At 55.5% G+C, this 16,069-nt stretch carries 6 protein-coding genes; all 6 read right to left on the bottom strand.

Going from position 1 to position 16,069, the window contains the following annotated elements:
* Nucleotides 1–204 precede the first annotated feature (204 nt).
* On the bottom strand, nucleotides 205–864 hold the full coding sequence (locus C2U68_RS12650; protein WP_140912841.1) for a hypothetical protein: 660 nt from the start codon (nucleotides 862–864) through the stop codon (nucleotides 205–207).
* Nucleotides 865–877: 13 nt separating this feature from the next.
* The gene (locus C2U68_RS12645; RefSeq protein ID WP_140912840.1) at nucleotides 878–2,572 is read right to left on the bottom strand and encodes a putative porin; all 1,695 of its coding nucleotides are present in this window, start codon (nucleotides 2,570–2,572) and stop codon (nucleotides 878–880) included.
* 22 nt (nucleotides 2,573–2,594) lie between these two features.
* Complete coding sequence (locus C2U68_RS12640) at nucleotides 2,595–3,257, bottom strand: energy transducer TonB (RefSeq protein ID WP_260839342.1); 663 nt, start codon at nucleotides 3,255–3,257, stop codon at nucleotides 2,595–2,597.
* A 9-nt stretch (nucleotides 3,258–3,266) separates the two neighbouring features.
* Nucleotides 3,267–3,671 carry an ExbD/TolR family protein gene (locus C2U68_RS12635; RefSeq protein WP_140912839.1) on the bottom strand — a complete coding sequence of 135 codons (405 nt, stop codon included), beginning with the start codon at nucleotides 3,669–3,671 and terminating at the stop codon, nucleotides 3,267–3,269.
* Between the two features lie 86 nt (nucleotides 3,672–3,757).
* On the bottom strand, nucleotides 3,758–5,545 hold the full coding sequence (locus tag C2U68_RS12630; RefSeq protein WP_140912838.1) for a DUF2341 domain-containing protein: 1,788 nt from the start codon (nucleotides 5,543–5,545) through the stop codon (nucleotides 3,758–3,760).
* A 360-nt stretch (nucleotides 5,546–5,905) separates the two neighbouring features.
* Entirely contained in the window at nucleotides 5,906–16,030 is a 10,125-nt protein-coding gene (locus C2U68_RS12625) for a filamentous haemagglutinin family protein (RefSeq protein WP_140912837.1), read from the bottom strand.
* Nucleotides 16,031–16,069: the final 39 nt, after the last annotated feature.

The following is a 16,069-nucleotide window of genomic DNA, read 5'->3' as shown; positions in this document are numbered from 1 at the left end:
TAGACACTGAAAAATCAACGCCTTATATCTGGTCCGCAATGATCTTCCGTCGAAAAACGGAACTTCGAATATCGTTTCCTTAGCCGCTTTAAAAACGCTGCTAGCCCGATTTTAACTTATTTGTATCGTTAAACTGGTACTGGCTTCGGTAATTTGCGGGGAAACGAGGTGCGACATGACGCCGCACCCCGGCAACGAAAAGGCTTATTGGGCGGGAATGCCGGCCTCGGCCGCGGTTTGCTCCGCCAGCTTGCCGGCACGCAATTTGTCTTCGTATTCCTGGACGATGTTTTCCATTTCCACACTATTGAACTGCAACAAGGTTTCCTGCTCCAGCAAACCGGACAGGGCGCCCTTGTTCTGGTAGCGCTGCAGCAAGTCCTTTCCGGCTTCATAGAGCTTCAGATTATGCTCGCCGCAAACGTTCAACTGCTGCTCGGTTGTCTGCTGCTTGCCTTTCAACGCCGCCAACTGTCCGGCCAATTCGGCCTTAGCCTGGCTAAGCTCCTGGTTTTTGGAGAAGGCCTCCTGCAAGCGGGCGTTGGATTTTTCCAGACGTTCGCGCACTTCGCCGGCAGCATTGCGCTGGGCCGACAATTCGCTACCAAGTTGCTCCTTGGCCGCGACGGCGGCGGAATGCTCTTTCTTCAGTTGCTCCAACTGCTTGAGTTGCTCGTTCAGTTTGGCGGTTTCGGCCTGGGCCGCGTCGCGCTCGGCGGTCAGGCTTTTCACCATGCCCTGCAGTTTCAAGACCGCGCCACTGTCTTTAGACGCCTCGCGCGGCGCGGCCGAAACCGTCGCCGAAACTGCCAGCGCCAGCAACAATCCCGCCGGCAAATGCCAGGTAATCTGATACCGCTTCATGTCGCCTCCTCGCCTAGAACTGGGTGTTGATATCCATTTGCAGCACGTCGACGCCCCAGGTCGGGCCGCTGATCATATCGGCCGTCAGCCAGCGTCCGGTCAACCAGACGTTTTTCATCAAACCGTAGTTGCCGCCGATGAACCAGCCTTTGACGTTGGTGCCGCCCAAATGGAAATCCGAATCGGTAAACGCGTCCAACACCGAATCTCGGCCGACGTATTTATAAGCGGCGAATACGTTCCAATGCCCGGCGACTTCCGCCTTGGGCCAACCGAAATCGGCGCGGAACTGCCAGGCCGTGGTCTTGGCATCGACCGCGGAACCGTACAAGCGACTGACTTCCTGTTTGTCGAAGCCGATGTTTCTGGCGTAGTCGCCGCTGATGCGTAGATGGTACGGCGCGAACAAGGCCATGTCGTAAGAAGCATTGATATTGACGATGTTGAAATCCGACGCCAAACCGACCATGGCCGGCAAGGTGCCGGGCGCCAAGCGGGTGCCTTCCTTACAAATCGTCGCCAAGGTATTGCCGCCTTGCATAAACTGCGGTCGCGAGGCGGTATTGGCTCGATTGTTGGTGTCGCAGGTGCCGGAAGGGGTGGTATTTTGCCTGGCCTGCAGATTGACGTAATCGTAATACGCCGCGGCCAATTTCAAATTATCCTGGTTGGTAAAGGCCCAATCCATGCCGGCCTGGCCGCCCAACAGCCATTTGTCGCTGCTGAAACTGCTTTCCTGCAACGGAAACGCGCCGACCGTCAGATAAGCCTGATGGCTCTGGTCTCCCGCATCCATCAGTCTGCCGGAGTCGCCCAAGTGGTGGCGCCATGTCGCGGCGAAGCCCTCGAACGACAAATCGACATCCCACAGCAACTCGCTACCGCCGGTAAACTCGCCGCCGCCGGTATACCACGGGTTCTTGATCCGGCCGCCGCTCAGCGTCAACCATTTGAATTTGTTGTCGTCGGTCGCATCGTATTGCAGGTAGGCGCGGTCGACCGTGAAATCGTAATGATTACCGAAGTTAGCCAAGTCCTGGTTGGTCGATACCGGATCGCGCTGGTTGCCGGTCGCCAGCCTGACGCCGGCCTTCAAGTTGTCGGTGACGTTGGCATCGATACCGATCCGCAACCTTTCCCGGAAACGATGGCGGTCTTCGGTGGTGTTGTAAAACGCATCCAGGCCGGCATTGGTCACACCGCCGGCATTGTTGATAGCCTGGTAATCCAGATAAGAATTTGGGATATTGTCCGGTGCCTGATAATCGTGCTGCGAACGCAAGCGCAAATCGCCGGACAATTTGAACTTGCGGGTCCAGTCCGGCAACGCATTCGGTAAGCCCCATTGTTCGTTCTTGGCTTTTTGCATCACGTCGCCGACCACTTCTTCACGCAGTTCGCTGCGCACTTGCTGGCGAATCTCGTCCTTGACGAAGTCCGGCACGTAAGCCACCCGCACTTCGTCGGCCGGCACGGCCTCTTTCTCCCCGGCCGCTTTGGCGGCAGCGGCCTGTTGGCCGGCGTCGGCTTCGGCCTGCTTGATCATTTCGTTGGCCGCTTTGTCGGTCAAGATGCCTTGCTTCACCAATTGTTTGATCAAATTGGTGGTGGTGTTGCGCAGCTTCAGCAATTCTTCCTTCTCGCCGGCCTGGACGCTGCCGATCATCCCCGACAGCGCCAAGGCCATCAGCCGTGTTTTGTTCGCCATTGTTTTGTTCTACCTATGATTTTTAAATTCTCGATGAAATCTTCAATTTGACCGGTTGCTGCATGCCGGGCGGCGGCGGTTCCGCGACCCGGTCGAACTTGTTCAGCAAACGGCTCAACAGCTCGTCGATTTCGGCATCGTTGCTGCCCTTGGCTAACTCCACCCGTTCTACTGAACCGTCCGCCTTTAACCAGACTTTGACGATGGCGGTATAGCCCTTGCGCCGCAGCTCCTCGTGGTTGTTCAGCAGAGCCGAAATGCCGTTCTTGATCAGACCGCCGTACCAGGCGTAGGGATTGCCGCTGCCGCCGCCGAACAGGCCGGTGCCGCCCTTACGCGCCGCCAGACCGAAACCGTCGGAACCGGCCGCGCCTTCGGCATCCAGCCCCAAATCGCGCGGCGGTGCCTGTTCCGGTTCGGGTTCCGGCTCAGGCTCGGGTTCCGGCTCCGGTTCCTTGATTTTTTCCTTGATTTCCGGCTCGGGCGGCTTCTCCACTTTCGGTGGCGGCGGCGGCGGTGGCGGCGGTTTCAGCAAGGTGATAGGTTGGATTTTCTTTTCGTTTTTGGCCGGTTTGTTACCGGCAAAGTCGATGATGACTTTGACGATATAAAAAATCGCCACGGCAGCGATCAAGGCGCCTATCACCATGGGTATGTAAACCCGCCAATGCTTCTTTTTCGACATCGCGCCAACTTATTTCACGAGGTTCTGCGTGACCAGACCGACCTGGGTGATTTCCAGTCGGCCCAGCAATGCCAGAATGTCGACCACGCTTTGGTATTGCACCGTGGCATCGCCCTTGACCACCACCGGCAATTCCGGATTTGCCGCCTTGTATTGCAGCAGCGTGGATTCGAGCTGTTCCATCGTCACCGGAAAGGTATCCAGAAAAATGGTGCCGTCGGCAGTGACTGTAATGGCCTTGGTTTGCGGTTTGGCCAAACTTGGGGTGTTGCTGGCCTTGGGCAGATTGACCTGGACGCCCTGCACCGCGGCGGTGGTCATCAGGATGAACACCACCAACAACACGTAAGCCAGATCCAGCATCGGCGTGACGTTGATTTCGTCGTATGCGGCGTTTTCTTCTTGAACTTTCATTGGGTATTCTCTTGACTGCGTGGCTTGCGCAGGCGCTACCGGCAACTGTCCGCCAGGTGAGCGCTGCGTCTGCTAAGAATGGGATATCAGCTGTGCTGTTCGGCGAGTTTGGCGATGAATTCGTCAACGAAGACGTGCATATCGGCGGTGATTGCTTTGATCATGCTGCCCAGGTAGTTGTAGGCAAACAGCGCCGGAATCGCCACGCCCAGACCGGCCACGGTCGCAGCCAAGGCCGCGGCAATACCCGGTGCGATGGCGTTGACGTTGACTTCGCCGCTGGCGGCAATCGCGGCGAAGGTAATCATCACCCCGACCACGGTACCCAGCAGACCCAGGAACGGGCCGCCGGAAATGGCGATGGTCAATAGCACCATCTGCGAATTGAGTTTTTGCAGTTCCCGCACCAACACCCCGTCCATCGAAGCCTTGACCGCATTCAGCGCCTGTGCGGACAAGCCCTGTTCGGCGGCATCGGCGCCTACGCCTTTGGCCAGTCGTTTGTTCATTTCCTGAACGCCGATATGGTAGATACGGTAGATGGATGAACCGGCGAAGGCCGCATGGTTACCGGTCAACGACAGCAGCAACGGTGATTCGTCGAAGTCCGCTTGATCTTCCTCGTCCTGATGATCGAGGTTGGTAAGGTTTTTGGAACCGAGCTGACTGAAGGCTTCCTCGAACTTTTTATTTTCGCTGCGGGTACGGTTCAGAATAATCGCCTTGCTGACGATCACCAGAAAACTAATGATGAACATCACCGCCAGAATGCCGATGATGACCCAACCGTCCAGCGTAACGTTGTCCAGCGTCGCCATCAGATAGGATTCGCCGCCCTCTTCGCTGTCCGGCGTGCTGTCCTCGCCGTAGTTCAACAACGCCGAAGACTGGCCCTGCATCAACGCGGCGAATTGCAAATAATTCTGGTCGCGGGCGACTTTGGCGATGCCGAATTCGTCGATCGCGCCGGCAAAGCCGCGGGAACCGTCCACCGCCGCGCCGATGCTGCTGTCGCCGAGTAGAGTCGGCACGCTGGCCGGCAACACGCCCATCGGCTTGCCGTCGACGTATAAGGTAAAACCTTCTTTGGTGGCGCTGACGGCCAGGAATTGCCAAGTCGCCAGATTCAGATCGGTCGGGCTGACCAGTTCCTTACGGTTAAGGTCCAAGACCGGGGTCTGACCTCTAACCGACAAGGTCAGGCCGTCGCGCTGAAAAATCACGCCGTCGGCTTGGGCTTGGTCGATCTTGACCCAGGCCGACACGGTCCAGCCGAATTCGACCGCCATTTGCACTGCCGGCGTCGCGGCGATCTTCAGCGCCTGACTACCGTTGAATGCACCGGCGTCACCGACGGCGCCGCCTTCGATTCGGGTCGAGGTCGCCGCAGACGGTTGATTGGCGTAAGCCGTGGCGTCTTTCACCGCATCGGCGTCGAAGTGATAAGCCACGGCCTGGGCCACGTCGAAAATGCCGGCGCCGTCCTGGGCGTCCACCGCTTTCGGGTTACCGTAATACATCCAGAACATAGCCTCGTCGGCGCTTGCTATGTCTTTTGGTAGTTTGACCCAGATCAGGGCCATCTCGTTGACGGTATCGATTTTCTCGATGAAATATTTCAGCGGTGTCTTGTCGTCGGCCGCCAAAAACCGCAAATCCTTGCCGTTCTCGGCCAGATCGGCAAAGAAACCGAAATTGCCGGTATGCAGCCGCACCGGCACCAAGCCCTCGGCCACCGGCTTGACGCCGTTTTGCTGCAACTGCTGCGCGTCGATGGTGATTTTCTTCCGATAGCCCCAGTCGTCGTTCCACCAGGCTTGCGCCAATCCGGGCATCATCGACAAGGCCAACATTAAAAAGGCAATCCGCTTCATTTTCTCTCTCAAAACAAGGTACTTAGCGAATTATCCCGACTTTTCTTTACATTTTTATGACATTTTCGTGAAATTTACCGACCAATCCGGTTGCGACCGGATTCCCCTCGTTCCGACGTTACGGCGTGGGAATACCTGCGGGCCGGTCAGCTCGGTACGGGTTTCCAAGGGGGACCGTGGGCACCAGCGAAGTGCCGTAATGCCGGCAGGACTCGGGCATCCAACACCATGGAAGGTAGCTTCGAGCTATCCTTGCAGCCTGGATTCCGGCGCTCCCTGCCGGAATGACGGTCAGCAAACGAACATGCGTATAACAATGAGCGGAAAATCGTTGGAACCGGCCAATTCCGCCGGCTTCGGCTAGTCGCCGAAGCCCAACAATTCAACACTGAGCATGCCCAGTATCGCTTTGGCGATGGAGTTGCCGTTGTCCTTGCCGACGCTGTTGTTGACCGAGCTTTCCGCCATCTGGCTGACGCCGGCGTTCAGGTTGCTGGTTCCGGTCAAACCGGCGGCGACGCTGCCGGTGGCCGCGACCGGGACGCCGGTGCCGACGCCGCTGACCTGAATGTTTTGCGCACCGAGTACCGCCGTCGCGGCGATAAACACGTTCTTGCCGCCGATCCCGGCTTCACCGGCGTCGACCACGCCTTTCGGCGCGAACAGGAACACGTCGCCGGCTTCCATACCTTCCGAACTTGCAGCCGTCCGAATACCACTACCGGAAACGACGGGCGGAAACTCAATTTTCATATTACCTTTATCATCGAAACTGATTACCGGAGGCGGCGCGGCGATTGCCGACTTCGCGCCTCGTCCCGCGTCGATATTTCCATTTGATGACCAAACCATAATATCGCCGCCATCCAGAGAGAACACGCGCGAGGTATTCACCATGAAATCTCCGTCGACCATGACGTTAACATTGCCTTGCCGTTGGACCACAATCCCTAGCTCCGACGGTGGCTTTGCTCCCGCGAAAGAAGTAGCCAAACCTACGTTGACGAATCCACCGGGCACAACCAAGTTGACGTTACCGCCATCGACAGTCTGAATTTTGCTGAAGAACATACTCAAATCGCCGCGCCAATCGCTGTCCGAAAATAAATGGCTTATCGCGTCGTAACCTCGTTGGCTGTTAGTACTAGTATTTCCGGCGGATGCTTTACCCGACTCTTTAATTTCGTTAAAGAACACCGGCAACAAAATGGCATTGAGCTTGGGCTGAATCTCAACAAAATCCGACGACTTCAATTTGGCAAACTCGGCCAACGCAGTTTCGTCGGTTATGGATTCGTCATTCAGGCGTTGACGCATAAACCCTGTAATCAGCGATTTCAACTGCGTATTTGCTTGGGCATAGAGTGGATTTCGAGTCAAATAGGTCTCGATAAAGCCGCCATAATCTAATTCGCCGTTGGCACCGGTTAAGATTGTCAAATTGGCGCCATGCTCGGCCAAACTGGTATTGACTAGGTTACCTACCGTCGAAATACCGCCGGATGCGCCGAGATCGACGTTGCGACCGGCTTTTACCAACAGCTCACCCGGACCGCCCACTGCGATTTTCGCAGAATTATCCAGCAGACCGCCCGTTTCGGGGTCGCGATCGCTGGTATAACGCACGTCGCGGCCGGCTTCGATTAGCGTAGTGTCATCATCGTTAACATGTTGCAGCGATAACGATAAGTTGACTATATCGTGCCCCGCCTTCACCAGGGTTTTCTTCGGAAAATTGAACTCGACGTTTTTGATATCGCCTTGCAAACTTACCAAGCGTGCCGCGTCATCATCACCGAGATGAACCGGAATTGTGGCGTGCAACAATTTAGGCTGCGCGCCGAAAGGACTGACCCGGCCTACAACATCGGCCATATTATTCCGAGCCACCGGTGTTTCAGCGTCAGGCAACAAACTCCGATCCGCATCGGACATACCGAATCGAATACCCACCTCGCCGCTGATATCCTGCTTCGCGAATAAATTCAAATTGCCTTGCGCCGACGGAAACAAGACAATTTCATTTGCAATCCGCAAACTACCGCCGTGGGCAACCGCATTCAGCGACGCCGGATAAATCGGCGCCAACGCTTGCTGATTTGAGTTCGTATTGGTTCTTGGAAAAATCCTACCGTTGGCCGCTAAAACCACATCTCCAGACAAGGAGTCAATATCCAGCGCACTAGCTTCGCTGTAACTAAAAAAATTGACGTCGGCCTTGTGGGAAATCATCGGATCTGAGGCGCCGGTCAGAGTGACGCCGTTGCCGGCGCTAACCTTGAAACGAGTATCTCCCAGCAACAGCATAGGACCCTTCTTGAAACGGTCACCGCCGGTAATTTGGCCGCCCGCCGTCAAATTACCACTGCCCTTGCCCAAGAAATAACTGCCGCCGACAATATCTCCGTTGGCCACCACGGCCATCGTACCGCCGCCGTTGACCTGAACCTGATTCGATAAAAAGTCAAAGCTACCGGCGGTACTATTATCTGCAACCCCTATTTGCTTGCCGGTGGTCGGCATCATGATGTCGAGATTATTAATATTACCGCCAGCCGAGACTTTAACGTTGCCGCCGCCGAATGAACCGACATTTTGTTGAAAAAAGGATTTTTTAGCCGTAGTTGCGGCCGCGTTCTGAAATTGCAGATTGGGGTTATTAGTCGGTATATAACCAACGGTCACACCCCAAGCAGTCGGCCGCTGCCCGCTGTGGTCGGCGGTGTCGGCTTTCCAGTTACCGATACGGAACAACCAGTCGTTGAAGTCGTTATTATTGACGACCGCCCCGTCGATATTACCGCCCGCTTTCAGAGTCAAATCGCCACCGGCCACCGGATATTCGGTATAAAACAACAGGCCGACGAAACGGTCTTTCAGCGCGCCGTACGGGGAGTCCTGAGTCGGCCGGCCGGCGTTGTAAATCGACGACGAACCATCGGTGAAGGCAATATCCTTGCCCGCCACAACATGCATATCGCCGCTACCGGTCCTAATCACGGCACCGGAGCTCAGTTTCATCGTGCCCATGTTGCCGGTAGCATTGATATCGGCGCTGGTTTTATCGGCGCCCGCCACCAAATGGTAGGACCACGATTCGCCACCCTGCAATTTATCGACGATGGTTGCCGAACCGCCGCTATAGGTGAAGGTTACGTTTTTAAAGCCGTCGGACAGTGATTTTTCCACGTTAAAATCGCCCGTGGTTTTAATCACCAAACCGCCGGCAACATCGTCCCAGAGGTCGGTATCGGCCACGTCGTCGTAACGCCATCCCATCAAATCCCATTTATCCTTGAGCGCCAGATCACCGGTGTAATTGATTTCAACGCCGGCTACCAAACGCAAACCGTCGGCCAAATCCGCGACGTTGTGCATGTTCGCAGCCGTCATGTAAGCGGAAGTCTGGTTTTGAATCTTGGTAATATCGGCTGCATTGATTTGGCCATCGTTGCCTAAATCAGCATTGGCGTATTTTTTGACCCCTTCGGCGTAGAACTTGCTGAAGCCTTCCACCTTGCCGGCAACCGGTTGCACATTGATGCCGTTAGCAGTACGCAAGGCCCGCAATACTACCGAACCGCCCTCAGCGCCGTTGCCCCACACCGAAATGTTCGAACCAGCCTGAATCTCGATGCCGCTGATATTGTCGCCATCGGCGTCCACAGCCGACAGCAACACCTTACCGCCCTTGGCACCAACCTGGCTACCGTTTGCGGTTAGATCGGCACCGGTCGCCAGTACGATCCGGTCACCGGCATACAGGTTGACATTGCCGCCCTGACCGGTGCCATCGGCATGAACCCCAGCATCCAGATTGATCGAGCCACGATCGGCGACCAACGTAATTTCCTTGGCATTAATCGCCACACCCTTTTGCAGAATATCATCGCCGCGCGAACGCAGATAAATCGACTGGTTTACCCCGGCGCCGGCCACTACCGACATCAACTGATCGAAACGGATCGCAGGGTCGAATCCGCCGACATCGAACGCCGCACTACCCTCCTTGGCTTGCAATTTACCCAGCAATACCACCGATTTTTCGGCAGCGGCAAACTCCACGCTGCCGCCAGCCGCGCCATTGCCGCCGCTGTTGACATTAACCAGCGAATCCGCCCCGGTCTTGACGATACCGTGATCGGCGACGGCCCGGAAATGGCCGCCCGACGTATAAACCGCCTTATCGGCAAAAACGACCTTGCGTCCGGCCAAATCGATACTGGCCTGGTTACCCAAAATCACGTCACCTTTCAACGCTGTAAGCCCCAAACTACCGGAAGGCAACAAAGCCTTGGCATTGAAGCTTATCGTATCCGCTGTAAATTCGATCGCCCCGCCGAAACCGTTGGCGGTGGTCGCGCCGCCGCTCAAACCGATGACATTCGCCTGGCCGCCGACATTGACCGTCAACTTGCTGCCGCCATCCGCCGTCAACAGGCCGGCATTCAGGTTCAAATCCTTGCCGACTTGCAACGAACCGACGTTGCTGGCGGTGAAGACTTTATTGGCAGTCAGGTTGGCTTTATCGAACCCGGCCAACGTGAACAGGCCTTTACCCATCACCACGGTATCGGCGCTGAGATCCAGATGACCGTTACCGTCGGCGGTTTGTTGGTTGCCGGCACCGGCCAGATTATGCAAATCCAGCCTGCCGGCCGCCAATTTTGCATGGTTGGTGCCGCTGCCGTAACCGGCAAGACCTGCAGCGTTGATCGCCAAATGGTCAAAGTAAATCGCCCGCATATCGCCGTTATCGTCTCGTTGAAATTCGCCGTCCGCCGCCAATCGGCCAACGTTACCGTACACCCCGATACTATCGCGCGCGGTCAAAATCAGTTCGTCGACGGTCAGGTCGGTCAATTTGCGATTGGATAAATTCAACGCATTGCCGGTCAATCCGGCAACTTCGCCGATATTGATGACGTTGGCCGCCAAATTTAACGAGCCGCCGGTCATATCGATGTCGCCAAGCAATTGCGACGACTGGCTGGCATCCAAAAGAATCGAACCCTTATCCGTTTTCAATACGGAACCTTCTGCCAGATTCAACTGGCCGGCCGTTCCGTCCGTACCTGTGCGATTCAGGGCCACTTGCCCGCTGCTGGAAACCCTTAACAACGCGCCATTGCCGCTGACGTTGAATACACTATCGCTGCTGCTTAGGGCCCGATCTGCAATCAATTTGGCACCACTTTGCAATTCGACGTTTTCGGTCGCGGCCACGGCAAATTCGCTACCGTGAATCTCGGTATCTGCGTCGAACACTACTTCCTGTGCCGTAACAGCCAAATCGGTTTCGTTGGCGTTGCCCTTGTTGCGGCTACGCGCGCCGCCCAACAACAAGCTACCGACGCGTAATTTGTTCAAATTCTCGGCCAGAATTTCCAACGTTCCGGAAATCGGCGTATCGCTGAGTTGGTTGGTGACAACGATACGATTCGCGGCAATATCCATTTTCGAACCGCGCCCGCCGGCCAGCGCGTCGCTGATGAAAAGGCCATCCATGACCAGACGGGTCTGCGCCACCAAAGAGATTTGGCCGGCATCAATCGACAACCCGGGACGCGGCGCATCTTTCTTCAAGGCGTTCCGGGTGAAAAACTGATCCCCCCGATTGATGTCATAGCTGGAATTTTTCCGGACATCCGCGCCGTTTTCGATTTTGAAGCCACCGGTCCTGGCATCAGCCGCACGGCTACCGGCATGAATAAAGTAACCGGACACGACGGATAGGCCATCAACAGTGGACTGCCTGACAGTCAGGTCTTGGGTACCGGCTTGCGGTGTAATCAGGAACGCACCAGGCAACAAGGCGTAATGGCTTGGCAAAATCGCGTATTCACCTGCCGGCAACTCGTCACTACCGCTCAAGTAAATAGTGGAACCTGGCGCATACGGAAAATTTTGCGACTCGTAATGGTCGTAGGGTGCCAACTGGCTACCCAAAGTCGGCAAAATCGCAAAACCGCCCTGGTAAGATGCGCGGCCCGGCTGCAGATAATCGAACGAACCGCCCGCGCCGGGCTGGAATTCATAAGCCTGAAGATCGCCGCCACCCGACACGTCAATGCGGCTGCCGGTTTTGATATCAATTTCCGGCGCATCGAAAATCACCCGCTTTTCCGGCGCGGCTTCGAACACCAGATTGCGTATATCGTCCAACGGGTAAAGCCAATCCAGGCCGCCCTGTGTCGCGCCAAACGGAATCACCATGCCCTTGGCGGAAACCGAGGTCACGCTGTTGTCGCCCACTGTCATTTTCGATGTGGCTTGCAGGTTGATAGTCCCCAACGGCGCCTTCAATACGCCGTTCTGGTTGATCTGCGCCGCCTTAAAAGTCAAGGTACCGCCGGCAGACAACGGCGGTGCGTCGGTATTGCTACCGGAAATCGTGATTGTGCCTTCAGGATTATTAACGACCGCAAACGTGAAATCGCTCAACGTGGTCGGATAAATCTGCGTCGCCCGCAAATCCAAATTCGCTGCGGTCACCAAACCGCCGACAAAATCGCGTTGCTCGTCGCCGTTACGCAAACCGACGCCCCGAATATCGTGAGCGCTATTCAACGCAATCCGGTTAAAACCGTTCCACTGGGTAGCGCCATTCAGTTGAATCCAACGCGCGTTGGCAGTGAAACGACCTTCGCCCGCATCGGCGTTGCTTGCCAAGTTGCGATCCAGACTGGAGCCGATTTGCAAGAAACCGGTGTCCAGACGGATAGTACCGGCGGCACCGCCATCGATGCCCACGGCATTGATGGCCGAGGCATCAATCCTAATGCGCTCGGCGGCTTTAAGCTGCACGTCCCCCAAAAATCCGACGCTGCCGATACTGCTTAAGGACACGTCGGCAAAACCGGCGGCGTCCACCAAATCCGCCCGCAACAGGGCTTTGCCGAGTAGATCACCCGCAAAATCGTCGCCGAATTTAGCCGTTCTGGACAATGATCTTGGCGCCGACTGTACGATATTGATCACCAATGGATCGGTCGGAAACGGTATATTTGGTTGGTCAGGCAAAAACCGCCGGGAGCGGTTCAGTGAAACCGCCAGCGAACCGCCCAACAGCTCCGGCGAGCCGGCCCGTGCCGACATCGAACCGTCCATGACCACCCCCTCGGCGGCGGCGATTTTTATCGAACCGGCGTTGGAACCGACGATTTTTTTGGCGTACGTGAAACCCAACCGGGTTGAAGGTTGCAAAATATCAACGGGCGCTCTAGTGCCGGAAACGTTGAGCTTCGAGCCTTCTTCCAGGACCACCGCGCCGCGCTCGGCATAGAAATTGATCACACCGCCGTCTAGTACTTGGCCGCTTTGATAGCCGAATTGGTCGACCGGATTCAGGCGTGTCGTGCCGGCAACGGATAAGTTGGCGTTGCCGCCAACCCATATCGCCTGACTCGCCAAATACTCTTGAGCTATGGTTGGACGTATTTCCAGGGAAATTCGCCCGGCCAGGGCTTGCAATAGACCATCGACAAAAATGTTGCCACTGTTACTCAGCAAGGTTATTGACGAACCTTTGTCGGCGATGACCGCGCTGCCGGTTTCGATGCGGGTATCCAACTGGGAGCTCAACTCCAAATTGAAAGCTTGCCGCAGGTTTTCCGGCAATAACTCGAAATGGGAAAAATCCCGTAGACTATGGCCGGACGACCGGCTCAGGTACGAGGCATCCAGTACCAGATTTTTGTTTTTTAAATCCAATTGAGTTCCGGCAGCGACCGTCAACCCGGCAAAATTACTATTCAGCTTAATTTCCGAGAACCCTGATTCCTGATCGAAACCAAAACCGCCGTTAGTGACCGTCAGACGCATAGGATCTGTCAAAGCCGATACGAGTACATCTCCAATCAGTATTTCACCGCTGCTGATCGATAAACTACCACCTTTAGTCAACGACGCGGCACGCACTAGACCGTCGAGGTGTACGGTCGAAGCTTGCCCCACTGGCCCTTTGGCGCTCAAACCGATACTGCCGCCCTTACCGGCAACAATATCGCCATCCAATTTCAGTTGAGCACCGCCATCCGCAGATATCGAGGAACCGGCCTTCACATAAAGATTACCGACCGCGCTAAGTTTGATGCTGCCGCCGTCCAAGTAAAGCGGATCCGTCTGCGCCGCATCGAAACCAGCCTGAAGATCGTTAACCCAGCGCCCCGATACATCCAGAACCGCCTTCGAACCGATATGCAAGTCGCTGGGCAACTCCAGCACCTTATTCCCTTCGCTGTCCGTTAGCAGGCCGCTGTTCAAGGTTATCGAGCCTCCGGCCGCATGAACTTGTCCGAGCACGTTAATTGCCGCGCCGTCGCCGTTGGCGGACATGGGGTGACCACTGCCAAGCGCCTGCACAGAAAACTCTGCACCCGGCACCATTCGAATATTGGCGTCCTCAGCGACCGTCGCGCTGCCGTTTACTCTGACAACGACATGCTGCACATTGGAACGATTGGTTAAATCGGTAGAAAGCACCAGATCAACTGGTTTGCCCTTGTCATTCGTCGGAAACAATTGATTCAGGCCAATGCTTACCGGGTCCTTGCCGGTTTGGAAACGCACGTTCGAAAACGAGTTGGCAAATGCCGCTGAATCGAAAATAAAAGTTCCACCGTCAGGACGCGCGCTTGGCGAACGCTGGTACAAGCCGGCGTCGCTACCGGCGATCAAACGCCCATTCCAAGCCATATTTGGCGATTTAATATTCAATGATCCGGCGGCATTGGCTTCACGATAACCCTGCTCATACGTACCTTGACCCAATTGTCCGAGCGAATTCCAAATCTTTTCCACCCCCCACTTCTTGTGGGTCTGGGTGACTTGGCCGATTATGGCAATGTAGGTCTCTTTGGGATCGGCGTCGCTGATATCCACAATCCGCCCATAGTCGGTCATCAGTTTGGTGGTATTGATATAACCGCCCTGATAATCCACATAACCGCCGGAGATATCGAAAGTTGCGCCATCGTTAACAATGATGTCGCCGCTAGATGATAAATTGATTTGCCCGCCTTCTCCCAGCCGTTCGTCGATTCCTCGACTTACCCTTGCCTTGGCGCCACTGGTATCGACAATTTTCGAACCTTTTCTCAAATCGACGCGAACGGTCTCTCCCTTCAAAATACCGCTTCTCTGAACCGGCGCGTCGCGTAACTCAAAACTTTGTACGGAAATTTCAGCTACATTGCGCTCGATAGGCGCTACGACACCTTTAGTCCCGGAAACATCGACCACAGCTCCTTTTTCAAAATAAATCCGGCCCTTGGTTCCTAGCGTTGGAGTGGCTAAATTGTCCGTGGCTTTGATATTGACCTGGCCGGAGTGCGCTTTGACCGTTGCCCCGGATTGCATATGCACGGTGTTGCCGGTAATTTCGATATAAGCATTCGGTTGCGCTTGCTCGTCGATAGCGCTCCCTCCGGCTTGATCCGCAACCACTTGAGTGACGCTACCCGCGGCCAAAGTGGTTTTGGCCTCGGTTCCCAGACCGTCGCCCAGGTCCGTATCGCGGCTGGTTTTGGTGGCTACCAACGTATTGCCAAGCTTACCGTGCTGTTCCTGTGCAAGTAGACGAATCGAGCCGTTAACCTTAACCGAACTGGTGGCGTTGATGCGGCCTTGCTGATTCACGGCAAAACCGGCCATGGTCACGTTGCCTTGTCTGGCGACAATATCGCCAAAATTGGAAACCTTACCGCCGGTATCCACTTCCACTATCAAACCGGCAAACGGACTGTTTTTGTCGGCTGGTTGTAGATAAACCTTGTCCTGGCTCGCAGCGAGAATCACCTGACCCTGCTCTTCGGACGTTAGAGTGCCTCTATTCTCGATTTTGGGAGCGGCAATAATGATACGCCCGGCTTTATCCGTATGAATTTTGGCGCCCGCCTCAATGAGTATTTGTACCGTCTTAGGGTCTAAGGCGTCGCCGGGTTGCATCGGTTCGATAGCAAGCGCTGCTCCACCGTCTTCATCGTAAACTTTCGCTATACCTCGATTGAAAATCTGATCGGTAATGTTCAAGGTACTCGCCATGAAGCTATTGGCATTAACGACCGCTTCCTTACCGAACACGAAACCGTTTTTGTTGTACAGGTAAATCTGGCCGTTGGCGATGATCTGGCCGAAGATTCGGCTGGGGTCTTGCTGATTGATCCGATTCAAAGCGATCGATTGGCTGTTCGGCTGCACGAACTGGACGGTCTTTCCCGCATCGACGTTAAACTTGTCCCAGTTCAAAATCGCTTTGTCGGTCGTTTGATCGATGCGCAGGGTATTGCCGATAATCTGGTTGGTCGCGGCGCCGCTGGTGACCCACGTTGCCGCCGGAATCGGCAACCCGGTGTCCGCCCAAGCCGCACTGGCACTGCCCACCAGCATGCCGCCGGTCAGCGCCAGACGGACGCAAGCCACCAAAGGATTGAGTCGGAACGGTTCGCAGGATGTCTGCCGTGGAAATGCCGCGGATTTAGCCATGTCTCGGTTGCCTCGATCAATTAAGGTACACCAGCGCTC

Source organism: Methylomonas koyamae, from assembly GCF_006483455.1.
Lineage (GTDB): Bacteria > Pseudomonadota > Gammaproteobacteria > Methylococcales > Methylomonadaceae > Methylomonas > Methylomonas koyamae_B.
The sequence above is the reverse complement of the archived record's forward strand: the minus strand, read 5'-3'. Positions and strand labels throughout refer to the sequence as shown.

Coding starts and splice junctions, on each gene's coding strand:
- C2U68_RS12645 (WP_140912840.1), bottom strand. CDS start 2,572: ATGGCGAACAAAACACGGCTGATGGCCTTGGCGCTGTCGGGGATGATC.
- C2U68_RS12625 (WP_140912837.1), bottom strand. CDS start 16,030: ATGGCTAAATCCGCGGCATTTCCACGGCAGACATCCTGCGAACCGTTC.
- C2U68_RS12635 (WP_140912839.1), bottom strand. CDS start 3,671: ATGAAAGTTCAAGAAGAAAACGCCGCATACGACGAAATCAACGTCACG.
- C2U68_RS12640 (WP_260839342.1), bottom strand. CDS start 3,257: ATGTCGAAAAAGAAGCATTGGCGGGTTTACATACCCATGGTGATAGGC.
- C2U68_RS12650 (WP_140912841.1), bottom strand. CDS start 864: ATGAAGCGGTATCAGATTACCTGGCATTTGCCGGCGGGATTGTTGCTG.
- C2U68_RS12630 (WP_140912838.1), bottom strand. CDS start 5,545: ATGAAGCGGATTGCCTTTTTAATGTTGGCCTTGTCGATGATGCCCGGA.